Source organism: Microbulbifer sp. GL-2, assembly GCF_007183175.1.
In the GTDB taxonomy this organism is placed as follows: domain Bacteria; phylum Pseudomonadota; class Gammaproteobacteria; order Pseudomonadales; family Cellvibrionaceae; genus Microbulbifer.
The window spans coordinates 4,448,755-4,470,025 of the sequence record NZ_AP019807.1 but is presented as its reverse complement, the minus strand read 5'-3'; the positions used below and the strand labels follow the sequence as shown (position 1 = coordinate 4,470,025).

Here is a 21,271-nt window from a genome sequence, read left to right as displayed (position 1 = left end):
GAATATGGCGACCTGGTACGGAAAATTGTCAGCTTTGCTTGACCGCGCAGGATGTGAGGCTTATATATTCGCGCAGCACAGGTCCGCTGAAAGGGCCTGAAAGGCTTCGGACAGCAGTAAAACTTTCTTATGAAATCAAGGGCTTATGGGTAAATCACTGGTCATCGTCGAATCACCGGCCAAGGCGAAAACGATCAATAAGTATCTCGGCAAGGACTTTGTTGTGAAGTCCAGTGTCGGTCATATTCGCGATTTGCCAACTGGTGGTGGCAACAAGCAACCTGTTGATGCAAAGGAGCGTGCACGGCGTGCGGCTGAAACCCGCAAGTTATCTCCCGAGGCAAAAGAGGTTTACAAGCGCAAGAAAAACCGTGAACAGCTCATCAAGCGCATGGGTATTGATCCAGATCACGGTTGGCAGGCGCACTACGAGATTCTGCCGGGCAAGGAAAAGGTAGTCAGTGAGCTGCAGAAGCTTGCGGAGAATGCCGATCACATCTATCTCGCAACGGACTTGGACCGTGAGGGAGAGGCGATTGCCTGGCACTTGCGGGAGGCGATTGGCGGAAACGATGATCGCTATCGCCGTGTGGTATTTAACGAAATCACCAAGTCGGCGATCCAGGAAGCGTTTAAGGATCCCGGACGCCTGAATATCAACCGGGTTAACGCTCAGCAAGCACGTCGTTTCCTCGATCGCATCGTTGGTTACATGGTGTCGCCTCTGTTGTGGGAGAAAGTGGCTCGCGGGCTCTCGGCTGGACGGGTGCAGTCTGTAGCAGTTCGTTTGGTTGTAGAGCGAGAGCGTGAAATCCGCGCGTTTATTCCGGAAGAATACTGGACCCTCTTTGCTGACACGGCTACGAAGAAAGCAAATAAGTTACGCCTTGAGGTGAAAAAGCAGGCTGGTGAGGCATTCCGCCCCACCAATGAGGAGGATGCGAGCAGTGCTACCCAAAAGTTGCAATCCTGTGATTTTGTTGTCAGTGGCCGCGACGACAAGCCGACCAACTCCAAACCCGGTGCTCCCTTTATAACCTCGACACTGCAACAAGCTGCCAGTAACCGCCTGGGCTTCAGTGTTAAAAAAACCATGACCCTAGCTCAGCGTCTGTATGAAGCGGGCCATATTACTTACATGCGTACCGACTCCACCAACCTCAGTAAAGAGGCGGTGGAATCGGCGCGTGAATATATTGGCGAAAATTACGGCGATAAATACTTGCCGGAAACGCCAAACAGCTACAGCAGTAAAGAGGGTGCGCAGGAGGCTCACGAAGCAATTCGCCCTTCGGATGTGCGTATTGCACCGAATATGCTATCCGGAGTAGAGAGGGACGCAGAGCGACTCTACAACCTAATCTGGCAGCAATTTGTGGCCTGCCAAATGACACCGGCTCAGTTCACCTCCACTTCAATTGTTGTGACTGCCGGTGAGTTTGAACTTCGTGCTCGAGGTCGAGTAATCCGCTTTGATGGTTTCCTCAAGGTGGCGCCTCCAACGGGCAAGAAAGATGAAGACCTGTTACTGCCCGACGTAAAAGTCGGAGATAAACTGGCTTTGGAGAAGCTGGATCCAAAACAGCACTTCACCAAGCCACCAGCACGTTTTAGTGAAGCGGCGCTGGTTAAAGAGCTGGAAAAGCGCGGTATTGGCCGCCCCTCCACTTATGCCTCGATTATTTCTACCATCCAGGACCGCGGATATGTGCGCCTGGAAAATCGTCGCTTCTATGCGGAAAAAATGGGTGACATTGTTACCGACCGCCTAAGCGAGAGCTTCAAGAATCTGATGGACTATGGCTTTACCGCAAACCTGGAGGAATCCCTGGACGCGGTGGCCGATGGTGACAAAGGCTGGAAGCAGCTGCTCGATGAGTTTTACCAGGACTTTTCCTCTCGCCTGGAAAAAGCGCAGTCCAGTGACGCCGGCATGCGTCGCAATACCCCGACGGATACAGATATTGAGTGTTCCAAGTGTGGACGCCATATGCAGATTCGCACCGGTTCCACCGGCGTGTTCCTAGGTTGCTCAGGTTATGCGCTGCCGCCAAAGGAACGCTGCACCAATACCATGAATTTGGTTTCCGGCGATGAAGCGGTCGATGCGGACAAGGACGAAGAGGCGGAATCCCGATTACTGCGTGAAAAGCGCCGCTGTGCCAAATGTGGTACGGCGATGGATAGCTATCTGGTTGATGAACACCGCAAACTTCATATCTGTGGCAACAATCCGGATTGCAGTGGATATGAAGTAGAGCAGGGCACTTTCAAAATCAAGGGCTATGACGGCCCGATTATTGAGTGTGACAAGTGCGGCAGTGATATGCAGCTCAAGTCTGGTCGCTTTGGGAAGTACTTTGGCTGTACCAATGAAGCCTGCAAAAATACTCGCAAGCTTTTAAAAAACGGCCAGCCTGCCCCGCCGAAGATGGACCCGGTACCAATGCCTGAATTGGCATGTTTGAAAGTGGAAGATCACTACATATTACGCGATGGAGCCTCGGGCCTGTTCCTGGCTGCTAGCCAGTTCCCCAAAAACCGCGAAACCCGTGCACCTCTTGTGAAGGAATTGCTCCCTCACAAGAGTGAGATCGACCCCAAATACAGCTTTCTGTTCTCGGCGCCGGTGGAGGATGACCAAGGAAGAGATACAGTAATTCGCTTTAGCCGAAAGACCCAGGAGCAATATGTCCAGTCCGAGGAGGAAGGCAAAGCTACCGGCTGGAAAGCGTTCTATCGTAGTGGCAGCTGGCAGGTTGAAACCAGCACCAGGGCTACCGCGGCAAAGCGTAAGCCCGTGGGCAAAAAAGTGGCTGCAAAGAAATAAATGAGTAACCCTCATACTGGCCAGGTAGTTTCGGCTCTACGCAAAACTCAGTTGTTACTGCAGTTTTCCAGTGAAACTCCTCTGCAAAGGGTTGCACTGGAAGAGGCGGCCGTTTTACAGCTCTGGAAAGCTTATAGGGCTTTCCTTGCTGAGCTTTCCCACCAGCTGCAGCTGGGTCTTGCGTCGGATTCCCTTCAGGTGATTGCCGATAGTCTTGAGAGTCAAGGTAGGGCCAGTATTGAGGTGAAAGAGCTGCAGCAGCTGAGTGAGGAGCCTTGTAGCTGGCTCAGTCAGTTACTACAGGCCTGGACCCAGCTTGTCTCAGCACCATCAAATACTGAGGTTAAGCACAATAGCCCCAACCTTATTCCTCTGCACAATCTCGCTGCTTCTGAGCTGGTAACTATTTCTGATGAAGTGCTTCTGCAATGGCATGCTTCCCTGAGTGAGTTGGTGCGTAGGCAGCGTGCCAATTTAGAAGAGTGCTAGTTGCAGGTACTGGTACCGGGGTGCCATATTTCACCGTTTGTAGGCCTCTGATACTTCCAGTTAGCCTGTGGTACACTGGGCGCAAACTGATGTGTGGTGAAGGAAAAGAGAATGTCCTCCGAAACTTTTGAAATTATTGAGTTGGCCAATGGCGATGTGGCATTGCGCCGCGCTGGTCACAAGGAGGACCCTCTGGTGAGTATTTCTTTCTCAGCCGAGAGTCTTCAGTTTCTGAGAAAACACAAAGTTGCCGTAGCGCGCGCAATGCTGGAAGCCGGTATTGAGGCAGTACAAAATCTGGATGATTTGGAGCCTGGCTACTTTGAGGAAGAGGATGAGTCAATGCCGGTTAATCATACGATCCACTGATCGAAGGGTTAACAAAGTGTGATCCAACAGCGGCCAATAGGCCGCTGTTGTTGTATTGGGGGCTGGGTGGGAGCTTTATGGAGTCTGGCGAATAACGCCCACTGCCAAACCTTCTATTACAAAGTTTTTGTCTCGCATGTCCACCTGGATAGTTTCAAAGTCTTCATTTTCTGGCAGCAGTTGCACAGTTGCCTGATTACCTTTGCGCCGGAAGCGCTTGACTGTTACCTCTTCGTCAATTCTCGCAACGACAATCTGGCCATTCCTGATTTGTTCGGTTTTCTGTACTGCCAGAAGGTCACCATCCAAAATTCCTGCATCGCGCATACTCATTCCGTGCACCCGAAGTAAGTAGTCTGCAGGGGGGTGGAAAAAGCTGGGAGGGAGGTCGCAATAGTCTTCAATATGCTCAGCAGCAAGAATAGGGTTGCCTGCAGCTACGCGTCCAACAATGGGTAAGCCCGATTGATGATCCGGAATACGTATGCCCCGCGACGCGCCGGCAACCATTTCAATGGCTCCTTTTCGCGCCAATGCTTTCAGGTGCTCTTCAGCGGCATTGGGCGAGCGGAAACCCAGCTCCTGGGCGATCTCTGCTCGGGTAGGGGGGTAGCCGGTATCATCGAGATAGGTTTTGATCAGCTCTAATACCTGAGCCTGGCGTGCGGTGAGATTGGTCATAGATTTACCTAGCTTTTCTGTATTTATATACAGTTGCTGGGATTATATACAGAATTTTGGTTCACGCAATCCTAACACCTGCCTCTTCATAAGCTGCTACATTGTTTATGAAAACAAGGAATGAAAGCGATCGTTGAAAGATCTGACAAAGAGGGAAAAAAATAATGTTGGATGTGAAAATGCCAGAGGCGTGGCGTGTCCTGCGGATACAGTCTGAGTTGGTTGATGGGATAGAACGTTTGGTCCCGCTCAGTGGAGCAGTGACCGTTTTTGGAGGGGCAAGATTTGAGGAGGGCAGCCCGGAGTATCAACAGGGGGTAAAACTGGGGGAGCTATTGGCTGCGGAGGGTATCCCGGTGATTACCGGCGGAGGACCGGGGCTGATGGAAGCTTGCAATCGTGGTGCTTTCGATCAACCTGGCACTTCAATTGGATTGAACATAGAGCTGCCATTTGAGCAGGCTGCGAATCCTTACCAGGATATCAGTTTAAATTTTCGTTACTTCTTTGTTCGTAAATTTATGTTCGTTAAGCATGCTGTAGGCTTTGTAGGGTTACCTGGGGGATATGGAACACTGGATGAGTTATTCGAGGCGTTAACACTGGTTCAAACACAAAAAGTGCGGCGTTTCCCAATTGTGCTGGTTGGTAAACGTTACTGGGCAGGGCTTTATGATTGGCTGGTAAACACAGTGCTTGAGCGCAACTGTATTGATGCCAGCGACCTGGATTTGTTCCATATAGTAGATACTGTCGAGGAGACAGCGGAGTTGATTATGAAATATATGCGCAACAAGGAATAATAAAAAATATTTATTTAATTGGTTGCAGGGTTTTTCTGCCTGTTGCTAGGGTGATATTGCCCATAAATCCATTCTGGACCATATGATGGTTTTTGAAATCGTTATAAATATCACTAAATGCCTGTTCCCGATTATCTCAGATTAACGGGATGCTTGTGCCTTAGTCAGGAGGCTGGCCTGTGCCAATTTTTGGCCCTCAATTGTCGAGACCTGCAAATTTAACCAATCTCCTGCTGCCCGCCCTGAAAAGTAAGCCTGGTGAAGTGGCACTTGTTTCCGGGAGTCAGGCCTGGACCTGGCGAGAGCTACAGGGGGATATCAATGCCCTTGCCTTGGGGTTGATCACAATGGGTTTAGGTAAGGGGGATAGGGTTGCATCCCTGATGCCCAACTGCGGCGAGATACTTATTTTTTATCTCGCATGTTTGAAGGTGGGGCTGGTGGTAGTCCCATTAAACTATAGATATACCACACCAGAGATTGACTATGCCCTTGAAAAAAGTGCAGCAGTATCACTGATTATAGGCGTTGAGCGAAGTGGAGATGTCCGGGCAAGCAGATTTATTGGTAAATTAAAAAAAGGCTATCTTTCTTTTGGTGGTACGCTCGGAAATGCCCCAAGTTTTGAAGGTTTGATTAACAATAAGGGGCAGTCTGCTAAATTTTCTACCTCTGCTGTTAATGACCCTGCATTTTTATTTTTCACCTCTGGGAGTACGGGTAAACCAAAAGGCGTAGCCCATAGCTTGCTTAGCTTTGGGGCTATTGTGGCTAGTTTCGTTGCTGCTCTAAAGTTAACCCAGGACGATATAGTACTGCCAGGTGGCTCAATCGCACATGTCGGATCGCTTTTAACAGCTCTGGCAGCTCTCTCAGTAGGTGCGAAGACCCTTATTCCTCACAGTTTTGACGGTGAAGAAATTCTTTCAATATTGAGGCGAGGCCGGCCAACTATTTTGGTTATGGTTCCTGCATTATTTATTGCAATGGAACGCAACCCCAAGGCCAGGCGCGAAGATTTTACTTCACTTCGTGTGTGCTTTACGGGCGGAGACAAATTTCCAGTTAACATTGCCAAAGAATTTACTCACAAAACTGGTCATGTGATCCAGGAGGGATATGGACTGACAGAAGCTCCTGGCTGCCTTTTCAATCGGTCGCTCTCACCAGATAATGCCGGATCGGTGGGTACTGTTGCCCCAGGCTACGCCGTAAGTCTACGCGATGAGCAGGGCAGGGAGGTAGCACCTAATATTGATGGCAATCTTTGGCTCAGTGGAACCCCGGTAATGGCAGGCTATTGGCAGAACCCCCGAGCAAATAGGGAGGCGTTCTCTGATGGTTGGTTCGATACAGGCGATGTTATGCGTGTCGACTCCGAGGGATATTTCTGGTTTCGCGGCCGAAAGAAGCAGATCATAGTCCACGATGGCTCAAACTTATCACCTCAGGAAGTTGAAGAAGCTGTAATGGCGCACCCGGCTGTGGACCTTGCGGGCGTCATTGGCATTCATGACGACGCGCATGGGGAGAATGTTTGGGCTTATATCACCTTGAAAAAAAATGCCCCTAAGCCCTGTGCTAATGAGGTTATCCGTTGTGCAAAAGAACGTGTTGGATACAAGGCTCCGGAGGTGATCGAAATCCTGGATGAAATGCCAATTAATCCAACAGGTAAAATTGACAGAGCGGCCCTTAAGAAGCTTGCTGAAACGCAGTTAGCTCACGATAAGAACAAGTGAATCTGTTGGGAGTGGGTACTAGGGGGTAAGGTTGGCTCTGTAGTTGTGGATCCCGCGAATCAAATTCTTAATCCCGCCCACACCGTAAAGCGACCTGGGAGGCCTGTTGAATCTTTCCAAATATCTTTTCGGTAGTAAGGGGTTGCCGCAAGTACTGCTACCTTTTTCGGGCACGTGAGGAACAGCACGCCATTGGCTGAACAGTGGAATATGCTACTCTGGCCAGAATTAAACAACTGTTTTAAATGATGGTTTGAGAGTTATGAGCCAGACGGATACTGTTAGCCGGATTCTGGATGCTGCCGAGGTTCTGTTTGCCGAGCGCGGTTTTACTGAGACATCCCTGCGCACAATTACGAGTACCGCGGGAGTTAACTTGGCTGCGGTCAACTATCACTTTGGCTCCAAGAAGGAGCTTATTCAGGCGGTCTTCGAGCGTTTTTTGACGCCCTTCACCGATGCCCTCGAGGCTGAATTAGATCAGCGTATCGCTACAGGTCGGAAGCTGCGTGTGGAGGACTTGTTAGAGAGTCTCTATCGCGTGGGACTCGGCGGATTAAGTCAGCAGGGGCTCGACCCGCAACGTTTTATGCGCTTGTTGGGGCTGGCCTATACACAATTTCAGGGGCACTTACGCCGCTTTATAGTGTCCCGATATGGTGATAGCTATCGCCGCTTCGCAGGTTTGTTGGCTGAAGCCCTGCCGGGAGTAGACCCTGTAACTTTCTACTGGAGACTCTATTTTATGCTGGGTGCCACGATCTTTACTCTGTCGAGCTACGATGCCATTGAGGCTATTCTGAGAGAGGATTTTGGCGCGCAGAGCAGTCTGCCGGAGACACTGGAACGGCTGGTTCCTGCGGCATCTGCGATGCTGAAAGTGGAGGCCGGCTAATTTAGCTGCCCTGACTGGCGGATAATAGAGGAATAGAATATGTCTGCACCCTTGGGACCGGTCATGGTTGATGTCGAAGGGCTAGAGCTTACCGACGCGGACTTTGAGCTGCTGCGTCACCCCCTTGTCGGGGGACTGATTTTCTTTGCCCGCAATTATCGTGATCGGAGACAGTTGCAGGACCTGGTAGCTGCCATAAGGGCGGTACGGCCCGAGATATTATTGGCGGTGGATCAAGAGGGTGGCCGGGTTCAGCGTTTTCGGCAGGAGTTTACCCGTCTGCCATCTATGCAGGCATTGGCTGCCGTAGCGAGTGAGGAACAGTTGCAGGATGTTGGCTGGCTCCTGGCGGCTGAGCTGTTAGCGGTTGGGGTGGATTTCAGTTTTGCTCCGGTATTGGATGCTGATGACCGGCAAAGTCGGGTCATCGGCGATCGCAGCTTTTGCGCGGACCCCAAACGCCTGGAGGTATTTGTGCGCCCTTTTATGCGTGGCATGCGTGAAGCGGGCATGGCAACCACAGGTAAGCACTTCCCGGGCCATGGTCACGTACTTGAAGACAGCCATGTAGAGCTGCCGGTGGATAAGCGCTCTCTGGATCAGGTGATGGAGTCTGATGCCTTGCCCTTTGTCGATTGTATTGCTGCTTCTGAGCTGGATGCGGTCATGCCAGCACATATTCGCTTTGTGAATATCGACAGCCAGCCAGTCGGGTTTTCCCGCTACTGGTTGCAGGATATTTTACGTGGGCGGTTGGGCTTTGGCGGTGTTATCTTTAGCGACGACCTGTCGATGGAGGGAGCTGGTGCTGCCGGTGGTTATGGTGAGAGGATTCGTGCGGCACTGGAGGCAGGCTGCGACATGGGAGTAGTCTGCAATAATCGCAGTGGCGCTCTGGAGGCACTAGCCGCCTTGCAGGGCTACATACCACAGGCGGAATCCTGTGAACGTTTGAAAGCCATGCGCGGTAGACCTTCCATTACATCCTGGGCAGAGCTGGAAAAGAGTGCGCGCTGGCGCAGAACCTGCGACTGGTTGACGTCGATAATGCATTAAAGGTCGCAAGACTTTGGTACCGGCACTGGCCTGGCTGCCGTGAGAGCCATAAAGTAGAGCGCCAGGCCTGATTTAAGAGAGCGGAGGGGGTATTCGTGGAATCCGTAGAGAGCATTCTTTTGGCGTGGCTGGGTGAGAACCGGGTCTGGATAGTATGGGTTTTCCTTATAGTGCTGGCTTCGGCACTGGGAGCCTGGATCTTTGGGCGCTTTGTGCAACGCTTGGGGGTAAGGGCTGAGAAGACGGTCAACCCCTGGGATGATGCCTTGGTTGGAGCCATGTCCCCGCCTGGCCCAGTACTTGTATGGCTTCTGGGGCTGACGGTTGCTGCACAGCGCGCCGGGCAGGCCACTGGAGCTGAGATCTTTTCCCTGGCTGTGCCGGCGCGGGAAATAGGACTCATCTTTGTGCTCTCCTGGTTTGCCTGGCGCTTCTCTCATAGCGCAGAGCGCAACCTGTGTAATCCCCGTTATATCGGCAAGCCGATGGACGCGACTACGGTGCGGGCAATCGGAAAGCTGGTGCGGGCGTCGATCGCTATCACTGCCGGCATAGTTATTATGCAGTTCCTGGGGTACAGCGTCAGTGGTGTGTTGGCTTTTGGTGGCATCGGTGGCCTGGCGGTGGGTTTTGCAGCCAAAGATCTCTTGGCCAACTTCTTCGGCGGTTTGATGATCTACCTAGATCGTCCATTCGCAGTGGGTGACTGGATACGCTCCCCGGACAAAGAGATTGAGGGTACGGTCGAGGATATCGGCTGGCGATTGACCCGCATCCGTACTTTTGACATGCGACCGGTGTATGTGCCCAACAGTATCTTCACTCAGATTTCTGTCGAGAACCCCTCGCGCATGCTGAATCGCAGAATCTTCGAAACCATTGGTATTCGCTACGAGGATGCCCACCTGATGGCAACGATAGTGGCCGATGTTAAGGATATGTTACAGCAGCATCCTGAAATCGATTCCAATCGAACCCTTATCGTCAATTTCAATAGTTTTGCAGCGTCATCCCTGGATTTCTTCGTATATACATTTACCCGAACGACGGATTGGGTCCGATATCACGAAATCAAACAGGATGTTCTGTTAACAATCCTGAATATTGTTGAAAAACACGGTGCTTCTTGCGCATTCCCAACTTCAACAGTGCATATTGCCGATATTCCTTCATTAGAACGCGAGGCCGCGTTAGACAGTTGAGTATAGGGAGTGCAATAAGGTACAAATGATTAGTTTATATATGTGTTTCAAGTGAGATTTTGACGGTTAATTACGCATACTGGTAAAAACGTAGTATTTATTTCACATAGAAACCTAGACACTGGCGCTGTTTTATCTAAGAATCAAGGTACGTCCTTTGGGTATCTACCAAAAGGATTAAGCAAGATAGCATTCTGCATGGAGCAGTTTGTTAACAATGGGGTGGCGTTTGCCCCTCTTGCCGAATGTAGTAATGAGGTAATTGAGGTAGGCGCAATAACAATAATGAGGTTTTCTCAATGAGTGATCGCGTTACAGGTACTGTGAAGTGGTTTAATAACGCACGGGGTTATGGCTTCATCACCTGTGGAGAAGGAACTGAAGACATTTTTGTTCATTACCGCAGTATCCGCGGCGAGGGTTATAAGACTCTCAATGAAGGGCAGGCGGTAGAGTTCGAAATGCAACAAGGTGACAAAGGACTGCTGGCGGAAGATGTTGTTCCCTGTGAGTGATTTGCGGATCGCTCGTTGAAAGAACTGTTGTCGTGTAGAGTTTGTGCGGTAACCTGCTGCCGGCTCTGCCAGCGCCTCTGGGAAAGCGGGCTGAAGAGCTCGCTTTTCTATTTCCCTTTTTAATGGGCTTCTCTTGCCTTGTCGGATGAGTGGTCAGCTACTCCTGTGGCTAACTTTTAGTTTCACTCCAATTCCCTTGCTTATAATTTTCCGTTTTTCATTTTTCTTATGCAGATTAGCTGAGCTGACCTATTTCAAAATTATAATTTTAATAAATTTGAAATCTATTTGATGATATCGGTCGAGTATTGGTTGAGCTTAAATATTGTTCGCGTTAGTGAAATTTTATTCCCCTTATATTCAAAAGCTGAAGAAATAAAATCGATAATCGAACTGTCCGTTGAAAGGGATGGTTTGTTGGTTGAATGGGATTGTTTTTGCGTTCAGTTGTCTTGTGTTTTTCGATACCGCTGCCATCGGTTCGAGATCACTATTAAAACCAAACAATATAAACCTGCTAACTGTTCAACTGTGTGTGGTAAAAAGAAGGCTTTGGGCGGAGTTGTGGGTTGAGTGGGGTTATAGCGTTTATAATCCCCCGCCTGGACGGGGGATATGTTAAAAGGTTTAGTATTTTATTAGTTTTCAATATTAGTGGTGCTGCCCTCAATGGGAGAGGAGCTTATTTCAATATCTTCCTCTTGGGGCTTGGCCACAGTGCGAATTTCGATAAGGATACCGAAAGCCGGGTGGTCGATATAATGTAATTGACCACTACGTAAACGGCGTTCGTGCTGCAGGTGGGCAGCATGGGCGACGTAAACCGTTTGCTCTGCCTCTAGCTGGGGTTCCCCAAGAGTGATGGGCTCATAGTCTCCAAGAGAACCCGGGTCATCCTGTAGTGCCAAGCTGCTATAGGAGGGGTTTTTATTTTCTGATTGAGTTGCACTCAATATCTTCACTGGAGTTTCTACAGTAGCCCTGGGGCGTTTGGGGAGTAATATGCCCTCATCAGAAGCTGGCGAGGAAAAATCACTGAGCCAGAGATTGGTGCTGAGGTGAAGATAGCGGGAAACGCTCAAGGTTACTGAGCCTCCCAGCTGGCTGTAACCCTGGAAGCTATTTCCACCGTCGATCAGGACTGCAGGAGAGCTGCGTTTTTGTTTCAATACTTGGCGCCATGCCTTGTGAAACAGTACCCGGTCTCCGCCTCTGACAAGAGCGGCCGCCTTATTGTTTAGCATGGTTGCTGTTGGTGACAGGAGCAGCGCTGAGCCGACTTTTGCTGCTGCCTCACCCATGGGTTCACCATTGGCTCCTGCCGGCGAAAGGGCTTCGCGGCTGGCAACAGGTTTTGAGCTTTCCTTGCGGGTGTCGAAGTCGACCCAGCGGGAAGGGTATTCAAGGCGCGGACTTGCCGGCCAGTTTTCGCTCGTGTGCGCCATGCCCTGGGGGCGCTCGAAGATAATCATCTCGATTTCGAAAGTGCTTCCGGCATAGTTGGCAGCCTGGGAGCCCGCAGCAGCGAGGGACAGTGCCAGGGCGGAGCAGAGGCGGGTTATCCTTGTCATGGTCATGGTCATGGTCATGAGTTACCACTTGTCATCATTCTATTGTGGGTACCTGGAATAGCGGCCGGCAGCCAGTTATCGGTGTTGGTGATTTTGGCAGGGGGCTTAGCCCCTGTCGATCGACCACCTCACTGACTGCCGGATAATATCACTGTGCCAGCCGCTCCAGTACTTCGTTAATTTCCTGCAGCTTCCGGTCGGGACCCTGCTCGTCGAGGCTGAAGTTCAGCTGGTTGGCTCCTGCGAGTTGATAGCGTCCCGGCTGGGTCTGCACCAACTTCACCAGCGTCAGAGGGTCCACCTGGGTATTCTCGGCGAACTCAATGCGGCCGCGTACTGTAGAGGCTTCTAGCTTGCGAATGCCCATCTTATCTGCCTTCAGCTTGATTTCCGTGGTGCGGAACAGGTGTTTCACAGGTTCGGGCAGCAGGCCAAAGCGATCGATCATCTCCACCTGCAACTCTTTGAGCTGCTGGCGATCGGCGGCATTGGCGATGCGTTTGTACATCATCAGACGGCCATGCACGTCAGGCAGGTAGTCTTCGGGAATCAGTGCTGGTACCCGCAGGTTCACATCCACTGCGGGTGATTCTAGCGGTTCATCGATATTTGGTGTGCGTCCTTCGCGAATAGCCTTCACCGCCTGGTCCAGCATTTCCATATAAAGGTTGAATCCGACACTCTGAATCTGTCCGCTCTGCTCTTCGCCAAGAAGTTCGCCAGCTCCGCGGATTTCGAGATCGTGGGTAGCCAGGGTAAAGCCTGCACCAAGGTCCTGGGCCTCGCTGATGGCCTCCAGGCGTTTGATGGCGTCGTTAGTCATTGAGCGCTTATTGGGGGTCATCAGGTAAGCATAGGCTTGGTGGTGAGAGCGTCCCACACGTCCGCGCAACTGGTGCAACTGGGCCAGGCCAAATTTGTCCGCGCGCTCAATCAGAATGGTATTGGCGGTGGGGATGTCGATACCGGTCTCGATAATAGTAGTGCATACCAGTACATTGAAACGCTTGTGGTAGAAGTCACTCATGACCTGCTCCAGCTCGCGTTCGCGCATTTGCCCGTGACCGATCCCAATACGGGCCTCGGGTATCAGCTCCTGAAGTTCGCGGGCGGTGCGCTCAATACTTTTGACCTCATTGTGAAGGAAGTACACCTGGCCGCCACGCAATATCTCGCGGAGAATTGCCTCCTTTACCAGGGCTTCGTCGCGCTCGCGCACGAAGGTTTTCACCGATAGGCGTCGCGCTGGCGGGGTGGCGATTATGGAGAGGTCGCGAATGCCGGCCATAGCCATATTTAAAGTACGTGGGATCGGGGTGGCGGTCAGGTTGAGAATGTCCACCTCGGCACGCAGGCTCTTGAGCCGCTCTTTCTGGCGTACGCCGAAGCGGTGCTCCTCGTCGATGATCAGTAATCCCAGATTTTTAAAGTCCAGGTCACTCTGCAGTAGTTTATGGGTGCCAACCAGGATATCCACTTTGCCGCTTGCCACTTTTTCTTTCACGCTGTCCACTTCCTTGCCTGAGCGGAAACGTGAGATCACTTCAATATTAATAGGCCAGTCGGCAAAGCGGTCTTGGAGAGACTGAAAATGCTGTTGCGCAAGTAGGGTGGTGGGTACCAGCATAGCCACTTGTTTACCGGCATGGGCGGCGACGAAAGCTGCGCGCATGGCAACTTCAGTCTTGCCAAAGCCCACATCGCCGCAGACCAGGCGATCCATGGGTTTTTTCGACAACATATCGCCGACCACGGATTCGATAGCCTGTTGCTGGTCTGGTGTTTCCTCAAAAGGGAAGCCCGCAGAGAATTCGCGATAGGCAAGTTTGGGGTCGGCAAAGGCATGGCCGACACGGGCTTCCCGACGCGCATAAATATCCAGGAGTTCGGCGGCGGCATCGCGCACTTTTTCGGCGGCCTTGCGCTTGGCTTTCTGCCACTGCTCGCTGCCCATTTTGTGCAAGGGGGCCAGGGCTTCATCAGCTCCTGAATAGCGGCTGATCAAGTGCAGACTGGCCACAGGTACATAGAGCTTGGCCTCGTTGGCATATTCCAGAGTCAGGAATTCTGCAGGCTGCCCGTCGATCTCCAAGTGCTGCAGACCGCGATAGCGCCCAACGCCGTGATCAATATGTACTACCGGAGCCCCAATGCGCAGTTCCGCCAGGTTTTTAACTGCATTATCGGCATCGTCTTTAGCTTTTTTGCGGCGCCGCTGCTGTAGTACTCGCTCACCAAACAGCTGCGGTTCAGCGATTAAGTTGATAGCGGGGTCTGTAAGTAGCAAGCCCTGATCCAGAGGGGCTACCGTGATGCCTGCAGGTTCCTCACTGTGCAGGAAATCCTCCCAACTGGTGAACGTGGGCGGACTCAGATGTATACCCTTTAACAGTTCCAGTAAGGCTTCGCGGCGCCCGCCACTTTCGGCACAGAAGAGTATCCGCCCGGAATAATCGAGCAGGTAGCTATCCAGGGCAGCCATTGGTTGTTCAGCTTTACCGTCTACAGGCAGGCTCGGCGGCACCTTGGTGGCAAAGTTGTAGTTACCCTGGTTCTCCGGCAGCGTCTCGGCAGAGAAGATAACTCTGGGCATCGATTTGAGGGCGCTGTTGAATTCGTCGATATCGAGCAGGATTTGGCGAGGCTGCAATATCGGGCGGGTAAGGTCGCCGCGGCGGCTTTCATAACGATTGCTGACTTCGCGCCAGAAACTTTCAATAGGAGCCTGTACGTCTCCCTGCACAAAAGCCTGGCTGCTCTCAGGGAGATAGTCGAACAGGCTCGCACATTGATTATCGAAAAATAGGGGCAGGTAATACTCGATACCTGCAGGAGCAATGCCTGCACTGATGTCCTGGTAGATGGGCACCAGGCTCGGGTCCGCCTCAAATTGTTCGTGCCAGTTCTGCAGGAAGCCGGAGAGGCCGGCTTTATGCAGTGGAAATTCCCGTGCGGGTAGTAAGTGAATGGTTTCCACTTTATCTACGGTGCGCTGGGTTTCCGGGTCGAAAGTGCGTAGGGATTCGATCTCATCATCAAACAGATCAATACGATATGGCAGGGGGCTGCCCATTGGGAATATATCCATCAGCGAGCCGCGCACGGCAAATTCGCCATGTTCGTAGACGGTGTCTACGCAGTGGTAGCCCACCTGCTCCAGCAGGCGCCGCTGGGTGTCGATATCATATTGCTGCCCCTCATTCAGAATCAGGGCATTGCCAGCTACATAATCACAGGGGGGCAAGCGGTGCATCAGGGTGCTTACGGGCACTATAACAATGCCGCTACCCATCTTCGGCATCCGGTATAGAGTTGCCAGGCGGTCCGAGATAATGTCCTGGTGGGGTGAAAAGGTATCGTAGGGCAGGATTTCCCAGTCGGGAAAATGGAAGATCTCAAAGGCGTCTTCCGTGGCGCTATCTCCCCGAGCCTTGTTAAAAAATTTCAGTTGTACCTCTAAACGGTGCGCCTCGAGGCTGTCGCGTGTAATCAACAGCGTTGGGGATGTGCTGTTGCGTGCGGCGTTTAAAAGGGCGAGCGCGGCCGCTGCGCCATGCAGTTGTCCCCAGAATTGCCGGTCATTGCTGCTGCGAAACTTTGGGGGAGTCAGGGGCTGTATATCGGTCATCTTTCCTTATATATCCGCGCTTTCGTTTGCTGTGGTGCCAGGGGCGGCTATTGTAGCCGCGAAAGGGGTGAACTGCAGTCTATGTTAACCGCGCCAGTAGTTCTGGTCGCGAACGGCTACGCTTTTTGGGAGATTGTGCGGCATTGTCCGGGTAAATGATAAAAAGGTAGTTTTACTACATTTTTTAGGTTTTTTTTTGTCCAGTTGCGTAGCAATAGTTGAATACTGATAATGCGCAGCCACACGGCCCCGAGTGTTTCCGGGCCGTGATTCCCCGCCTATCTAACACATTGCAGAGGTGTTGACAGTGACTCAGAAGCGACCGAAGCCCGCGGACTTTTTCAAGGACTGGAAACAGCGTGAAGCGCTGGCCGAATCCATGATCCCGATGATAGGAAAGCTCAACCGCGAGCAAAACGTCGGTATTTATATGTACGGCCGCAACCTGGTTAATCGCTCAGTTTTGAGCATTATGAAGGCACATCGCTTTGTGCGTCAGGTTGAGGAAAACGAACTCTCTGAGTTTGAAACCTTCCCCGTGCTCGAAGCCATCTGTAAGTTGGACCTGGGTCCTGTACATATTGACCTGGGAACCCTGACCAACAAGTTTATGCGCGATGAACGCGATCTATCTGTTGACGATTTTGTGCGCGAAGAGCTGGCGGATGCCGAGGGTGCAGGTACGCCTCTACCGGAGCCCAAAGATGTTGTGATCTACGGTTTTGGCCGTATTGGTCGCCTGGTTGCGCGCCTGTTGATCGACAAAGCTGGCAGCGGTGATGTACTGCGTTTGCGCGCTATTGTTCTGCGTAAGGGCAAGGCCCCGAACGATCTGGTGAAGCGCGCTTCCCTGCTGCGTCGTGACTCCGTGCATGGCGCCTTCCAAGGTACTATCCGTGTAGATGAGGAGACCGGCTCCCTGATCTGCAATGGCAATGAAATCAAGATCATCTACGCCAACTCCCCTCAGGAAGTAGATTACACCCAGCACGGTATTAACGATGCGATTATCGTTGACAGCACCGGTGTATGGCGCGATGAAGAAGGCCTAAGCCAGCACCTGCAGAGCCCTGGCGCCTCCAAAGTGCTTCTGACTGCACCGGGCAAGGGCGACATTAAGAATATCGTTTACGGTATCAATAGCAGCGATATCAAGCCGGAAGACAAGGTGCTGTCAGCCGCTTCCTGTACTACTAACGCCATCGTACCGGTCCTGAAGGCGATGATGGACGGCTACGGTGTTGAGCACGGCCACGTGGAAACTGTACACGCATACACCAACGATCAAAACCTGATCGACAACTACCACAAAGGTGAACGTCGCGGTCGCGCTGCAGCACTGAATATGGTTCTGACCGAAACCGGTGCGGCCAAGGCCGTTGCTAAGGCGCTGCCAGAACTGAAAGGCAAGCTGACGGGTAACGCGATTCGTGTGCCGACCCCGAATGTTTCCATGGCAATTCTTAATCTGAATCTGGGTAAAGAGACCACCAAGGAAGAGCTGAACGAGTATATGCGCGAAGTGGCGCTGCACTCTCCGTTGCGCCAGCAGATCGACTACACCAATTCTCCGGAAGTGGTGTCCAGCGATTTTGTTGGTTCTCGCGTTGCCTGCGTATTCGATTCCACTGCGACTATCGTGGATGGTAAGAATGCAGTGCTTTACTGCTGGTACGACAACGAGTTCGGCTATAGCTGCCAGGTAGTTCGCTGTTTGGAAGATATGGCTGGCGTTCGTTACGAGCGGTTCCCTAAAAAAGACTAAGGCGTCAGTCGCCAATCTTGCAGTCGGTTCTTGGGGCTGACTGCAAGGCCGGAGCGGCTCTTGCGGCCGCCCGCCTATAACAATCCAAATCCCTGTTTTTTCAGTAAAAATTTCCCATCTTGATGCCACTTTGGGGTCTTCCAGACTGGTAAAGATTCTGTCCCGTCTTTATAATGCGCGCGATTTTGCGGGGCGACCGTGCGCCGAGAAGTTAGCGCGCGCAAACCATAGTTAGCTTCCTTCCGCCCGGCCTACGGGTGATACGGTGTAAGCCCCTGCAGCACGGAATTCCACAATATGGCCCGCGAGTCCGAGGTCGACTGCTTGACAGTCTGACCCCGGACTCGCGGGCCATATTGCAATTTTTTTAAACTAGAAACTTAGGCATAGGCGTATGAGAAAGATCCGTCGGGGATTGGACTTACCCATATCCGGCGCGCCCGAGCAGGTCATCCACAAAGGACCTGCGCTCAAGACCGTTGCTGTTCTCGGCCCCGATTACCACGGGATGAAACCGACAATGGCAGTGGCTGTAGGGGATCGCGTCAATCTTGGTCAGCTACTTTTCAGCGATAAGAAAACCGAAGGGGTGCGCTACACCTCGCCGGCTGCCGGTCGTGTTGTGGCTATTAATCGCGGGGCCCGCCGTGTACTTGAATCTGTCGTGATTGGAATAGACGGCGATGCAGCTGAACAGTTCCAAAGCTACAGCGTAGACAAATTGTCTAGTCTGACTCGTGAGCAGGTCGTTGAGAACCTGGTTGAGTCCGGTATGTGGACTGCACTGCGCACCCGCCCGTTCAGCCGTGTTCCCGCGGTGGATGCGAAACCGGTAGCGGTGTTTATCAATGCGATGGACACCAACCCGCTGGCTGCTAACCCGGAAGTAGTGATCGCCGAGAATCCAAAGGCCTTCTCTCAGGGCGTTGAGATTCTTTCCAAACTGGCGGAAACCACTTACGTCTGCACCGCCCCCGATGCAGATATCCCTGTGCCGAGTGCCGATAATATCCGCCGCGAAGCCTTTGCAGGCCCCCACCCGGCAGGTCTGTCTGGTACTCATATCCATTATTTGCGCCCTGTGTCCGGCTCCCGTAGTGTCTTCACTATCAATTACCAGGATGTGATCGCTGTCGGTAAGCTGTTTAGCACCGGTAAGCTGTTCACCGATCGCGTAGTCTCCCTTGCGGGTCCCCAGGCTAAGCAACCGCGCCTGTTGCGCACCCGGCTCGGTGCCAACCTTGAAGCTTTGACCGCAGATGAGCTGAAAGGTGATGATGACCGCATTATCTCCGGCTCTGTATTTGGTGGCCGCACCGCTGAAGGCTCTTTGGCGTATCTGGGACGTTACCATAACCAGGTAACCGTCTTGGAAGAGGGTGGTGAGCGTCCATTCCTGCACTACCTGCGTGCCGGCAATAAGCGTTTTTCGGTATTCCCTGTTTACCTGTCGCGCCTGTTCAAGAACAAGCTGTTTGATTTCACTACCAGTACAAACGGTTCCGAGCGTGCCATGGTGCCGATTGGTACTTACGAAAAGGTAATGCCTCTGGATGTACTGCCTACACAGCTGCTGCGTTCGCTGATCGTTGGTGATACTGAGATGGCCCAGAAACTGGGTGCTTTGGAGCTGGATGAGGAAGATCTGGCACTGTGCACTTTTGTGTGTCCGGGCAAGTATGAGTACGGCCCCATTTTGCGGGACAACCTGACCCGTATTGAGAAGGAGGGGTAAGTATGTTGCGTAAATTCCTCGATTCAATCGAACCGAAATTCCACAAGGGCGGCAAGTTCGAAAAGTTCTATGCCCTCTTTGAGGCAATTGATACCGGCCTGTTCCAGCCGGCTGATAAAACCAGAACCACTTCCCATGTACGCGATGGCATCGACCTGAAACGTATCATGATCACCGTTTGGGCATGTGCCATGATCCCCGCCTTCTACGGCATGTGGAATATTGGCTTCCAGTCCAACACCATTCTTGAAGGAATGGCCAACCCGGAATTGTCTGGCTGGCGTCACGCGATCATTGGTGCGGTTTCCGCCTATAACCCGGCAAGCCTGTGGGACAACTTTGTCTATGGGGCTATGTACTTCCTGCCAATTTACCTGGTCACCTTTATTGTTGGCGGTATCTGGGAAGTCTTGTTTGCCGCTGTTCGCGGTCACGAAGTAAACGAAGGTTTCTTCGTAACCTCCATCCTGTTTGCCTTGACCTGTCCACCGGATTTGCCGCTGTGGATGGTGGCTATGGGCATCAGCTTTGGTGTGGTAATCGGTAAGGAAGTCTTCGGTGGTACCGGTAAAAACTTCCTCAACCCGGCACTCACCGGTCGTGCATTTGTATTCTTTGCCTACCCGGCGGCTATGTCCGGCGATGCTGTATGGACTGCGGTCGATGGTTACACCGGTGCAACTGCGCTGTCTGTAATGGCCAGCGAAGGTATCCAGAACGGTATCGTGAACGCTGCTGTTGGCCAGGTGACCTGGTTCGACGCTTTCTTTGGCAAGATACATGGTTCCATTGGTGAAACCTCTACCCTGGCTATTTTAATTGCCGGTGTCATCCTGATGGGCATGAAGATCGCCAGCTGGCGTATCGTTGCTGGCACCTTGCTGGGCATGATGGCCACTGCCTTTATGTTCAACCTGATCGGTTCCGAATCCAACCCGATGTTCCAGGTACCCTGGTACTGGCACCTGGTAGTTGGTGGGTTTGCTTTCGGTCTGATCTTTATGACCACCGACCCTGTATCCGCTGCGATGACCAATATTGGCCGCTGGTGGTACGGCATTCTGATCGGGGTGATGGTTGTCCTGATTCGTGTAGTGAACCCGGCCTTCCCGGAAGGCATGATGCTGGCGATCCTGTTCGCCAACCTGTTCGCTCCGCTGTTTGACCACTTTGTGGTGCAGTCCAATATCAAACGGAGGTTGGCACGTGGCTAATAAAGATTCCGTAACCGGTACTCTGATTGTCGCGCTGGTAATGTGCCTGGTGTGCTCCGTAGTGGTTTCCACTGCGGCGGTAATGTTGAAGCCTGCCCAGCAGGCTAATGCCGAGCTGGACATGAAGCGCAATGTACTGATGGCAGGGGGCCTGCTTAAAGACTCCCACGCTAGTAAAGCCGAAGTTGAGAAAGCCTTCGCTGATATTCAGATCAAATACGTCGACCTGAATACTGGCAAGTTCACCGACCAGGCTCCGGCTGGCGGTAGCGGTCGCGCTGCTTCCAAAATCGCCTCTGCCAGCGAAAAGCTGCCCACTGATGAGGACACAGCCAAAATTATCCGCCGGGAAAACACCAAAGAAGTTTACCTGGTAGAGAAAGATGGCAAGCTGGACAAGATAATCCTGCCTATCCGTGGCTACGGCCTCTGGGGCACCTTGTACGGCTTCATCGCCCTGGAGAACAACCTCGACACCGTAGCAGGCCTCGGCTTCTACGAGCACAAGGAAACTCCAGGACTCGGTGGCGAAGTAGACAATCCCAATTGGAAAGCCCAGTGGATTGGCAAGAAAGTCTTCGATACCGATGGCAATGTCGACATCAACGTGATCAAAGGGCAGGTTAACCCCAACAGCCCCGATGCGATTCACGAAGTGGATGGCTTGTCTGGTGCGACTCTGACCAGCAAGGGCGTGGATAACCTGGTGAACTTCTGGCTGGGTAACCAAGGCTACGGTCCCTTCCTGAAAAACCTGAAAGCAGGGGAGGCATAAG

At 52.2% G+C, this 21,271-nt stretch carries 16 protein-coding genes; 13 read left to right on the top strand and 3 right to left on the bottom strand.

The annotated features are described in order from the left end of the window. The first annotated feature begins 145 nt into the window (after positions 1 to 145). From topA to GL2_RS19325, 3 genes are all read left to right on the top strand, one after another. The gene (gene topA / locus GL2_RS19335) at positions 146 to 2,830 is read left to right on the top strand and encodes a type I DNA topoisomerase (RefSeq protein ID WP_143732368.1); all 2,685 of its coding nucleotides are present in this window, start codon (positions 146 to 148) and stop codon (positions 2,828 to 2,830) included. After that, complete coding sequence (locus GL2_RS19330; RefSeq protein WP_143732366.1) at positions 2,831 to 3,319, top strand: DUF6586 family protein; 489 nt, start codon at positions 2,831 to 2,833, stop codon at positions 3,317 to 3,319. It begins immediately after the preceding gene. A gap of 111 nt (positions 3,320 to 3,430) precedes the next feature. Beyond that, positions 3,431 to 3,688: a hypothetical protein gene (locus tag GL2_RS19325; protein ID WP_143732365.1), complete on the top strand. Its 258-nt coding sequence runs from the start codon at positions 3,431 to 3,433 to the stop codon at positions 3,686 to 3,688. A 75-nt stretch (positions 3,689 to 3,763) separates the two neighbouring features. On the opposite strand, the gene lexA is transcribed toward GL2_RS19325, so the two are convergent. Beyond that, the gene (lexA, locus tag GL2_RS19320) at positions 3,764 to 4,369 is read right to left on the bottom strand and encodes a transcriptional repressor LexA (RefSeq protein WP_143732363.1); all 606 of its coding nucleotides are present in this window, start codon (positions 4,367 to 4,369) and stop codon (positions 3,764 to 3,766) included. A gap of 164 nt (positions 4,370 to 4,533) precedes the next feature. Between lexA and GL2_RS19315 the strand changes: the two genes are divergently transcribed. The 6 genes from GL2_RS19315 to GL2_RS19290 all read left to right on the top strand — a co-directional run bounded on the left by GL2_RS19315 (position 4,534) and on the right by GL2_RS19290 (position 10,582). Next, positions 4,534 to 5,172, top strand: a complete 639-nt coding sequence (locus tag GL2_RS19315) for a TIGR00730 family Rossman fold protein (RefSeq protein ID WP_143732361.1) — start codon at positions 4,534 to 4,536, stop codon at positions 5,170 to 5,172. 179 nt (positions 5,173 to 5,351) lie between these two features. Next, entirely contained in the window at positions 5,352 to 6,914 is a 1,563-nt protein-coding gene (locus GL2_RS19310) for a class I adenylate-forming enzyme family protein (protein ID WP_143732359.1), read from the top strand. Between the two features lie 262 nt (positions 6,915 to 7,176). Further along, a complete protein-coding gene (locus GL2_RS19305; protein WP_143732357.1) occupies positions 7,177 to 7,809 on the top strand; it encodes a TetR/AcrR family transcriptional regulator in 633 nt (210 codons plus the stop codon). Positions 7,810 to 7,848: 39 nt separating this feature from the next. Beyond that, positions 7,849 to 8,865 (top strand): beta-N-acetylhexosaminidase, encoded by a 1,017-nt coding sequence (gene nagZ / locus GL2_RS19300; RefSeq protein WP_143732356.1) that lies wholly within the window; start codon positions 7,849 to 7,851, stop codon positions 8,863 to 8,865. A gap of 95 nt (positions 8,866 to 8,960) precedes the next feature. Then, positions 8,961 to 10,067, top strand: a complete 1,107-nt coding sequence (locus GL2_RS19295) for a mechanosensitive ion channel family protein (protein ID WP_172621207.1) — start codon at positions 8,961 to 8,963, stop codon at positions 10,065 to 10,067. A gap of 299 nt (positions 10,068 to 10,366) precedes the next feature. After that, a complete protein-coding gene (locus GL2_RS19290; RefSeq protein ID WP_020413094.1) occupies positions 10,367 to 10,582 on the top strand; it encodes a cold-shock protein in 216 nt (71 codons plus the stop codon). 638 nt (positions 10,583 to 11,220) lie between these two features. On the opposite strand, the gene GL2_RS19285 is transcribed toward GL2_RS19290, so the two are convergent. Continuing rightward, positions 11,221 to 12,171: a CsiV family protein gene (locus GL2_RS19285; RefSeq protein WP_143732355.1), complete on the bottom strand. Its 951-nt coding sequence runs from the start codon at positions 12,169 to 12,171 to the stop codon at positions 11,221 to 11,223. Positions 12,172 to 12,301: 130 nt separating this feature from the next. Further along, positions 12,302 to 15,781 carry a transcription-repair coupling factor gene (gene mfd / locus GL2_RS19280; RefSeq protein WP_143732353.1) on the bottom strand — a complete coding sequence of 1,160 codons (3,480 nt, stop codon included), beginning with the start codon at positions 15,779 to 15,781 and terminating at the stop codon, positions 12,302 to 12,304. A gap of 301 nt (positions 15,782 to 16,082) precedes the next feature. Here mfd and GL2_RS19275 point away from each other — a divergent pair, with 301 nt between their 5' ends. The 4 genes from GL2_RS19275 to GL2_RS19260 all read left to right on the top strand — a co-directional run bounded on the left by GL2_RS19275 (position 16,083) and on the right by GL2_RS19260 (position 21,270). After that, the gene (locus GL2_RS19275) at positions 16,083 to 17,546 is read left to right on the top strand and encodes a glyceraldehyde-3-phosphate dehydrogenase (RefSeq protein ID WP_143732352.1); all 1,464 of its coding nucleotides are present in this window, start codon (positions 16,083 to 16,085) and stop codon (positions 17,544 to 17,546) included. Between the two features lie 394 nt (positions 17,547 to 17,940). Next, entirely contained in the window at positions 17,941 to 19,281 is a 1,341-nt protein-coding gene (locus tag GL2_RS19270) for a Na(+)-translocating NADH-quinone reductase subunit A (RefSeq protein ID WP_143732351.1), read from the top strand. A gap of 2 nt (positions 19,282 to 19,283) precedes the next feature. Beyond that, entirely contained in the window at positions 19,284 to 20,495 is a 1,212-nt protein-coding gene (locus GL2_RS19265) for an NADH:ubiquinone reductase (Na(+)-transporting) subunit B (RefSeq protein ID WP_143732350.1), read from the top strand. Further along, positions 20,488 to 21,270, top strand: a complete 783-nt coding sequence (locus tag GL2_RS19260; RefSeq protein WP_143732349.1) for a Na(+)-translocating NADH-quinone reductase subunit C — start codon at positions 20,488 to 20,490, stop codon at positions 21,268 to 21,270. The genes GL2_RS19265 and GL2_RS19260 overlap by 8 nt, the downstream gene beginning before the upstream one ends. Position 21,271: the final 1 nt, after the last annotated feature.

Bases quoted from the DNA above. Each gene is read 5' to 3' on its own strand.
- topA (WP_143732368.1), top strand. From the start codon at position 146: ATGGGTAAATCACTGGTCATCGTCGAATCACCGGCCAAGGCGAAAACG.
- GL2_RS19330 (WP_143732366.1), top strand. From the start codon at position 2,831: ATGAGTAACCCTCATACTGGCCAGGTAGTTTCGGCTCTACGCAAAACT.
- GL2_RS19325 (WP_143732365.1), top strand. From the start codon at position 3,431: ATGTCCTCCGAAACTTTTGAAATTATTGAGTTGGCCAATGGCGATGTG.
- lexA (WP_143732363.1), bottom strand. From the start codon at position 4,369: ATGACCAATCTCACCGCACGCCAGGCTCAGGTATTAGAGCTGATCAAA.
- GL2_RS19315 (WP_143732361.1), top strand. From the start codon at position 4,534: ATGTTGGATGTGAAAATGCCAGAGGCGTGGCGTGTCCTGCGGATACAG.
- GL2_RS19305 (WP_143732357.1), top strand. From the start codon at position 7,177: ATGAGCCAGACGGATACTGTTAGCCGGATTCTGGATGCTGCCGAGGTT.
- nagZ (WP_143732356.1), top strand. From the start codon at position 7,849: ATGTCTGCACCCTTGGGACCGGTCATGGTTGATGTCGAAGGGCTAGAG.
- GL2_RS19290 (WP_020413094.1), top strand. From the start codon at position 10,367: ATGAGTGATCGCGTTACAGGTACTGTGAAGTGGTTTAATAACGCACGG.
- GL2_RS19285 (WP_143732355.1), bottom strand. From the start codon at position 12,171: ATGACCATGACCATGACCATGACAAGGATAACCCGCCTCTGCTCCGCC.
- mfd (WP_143732353.1), bottom strand. From the start codon at position 15,781: ATGACCGATATACAGCCCCTGACTCCCCCAAAGTTTCGCAGCAGCAAT.
- GL2_RS19270 (WP_143732351.1), top strand. From the start codon at position 17,941: ATGAGAAAGATCCGTCGGGGATTGGACTTACCCATATCCGGCGCGCCC.
- GL2_RS19265 (WP_143732350.1), top strand. From the start codon at position 19,284: ATGTTGCGTAAATTCCTCGATTCAATCGAACCGAAATTCCACAAGGGC.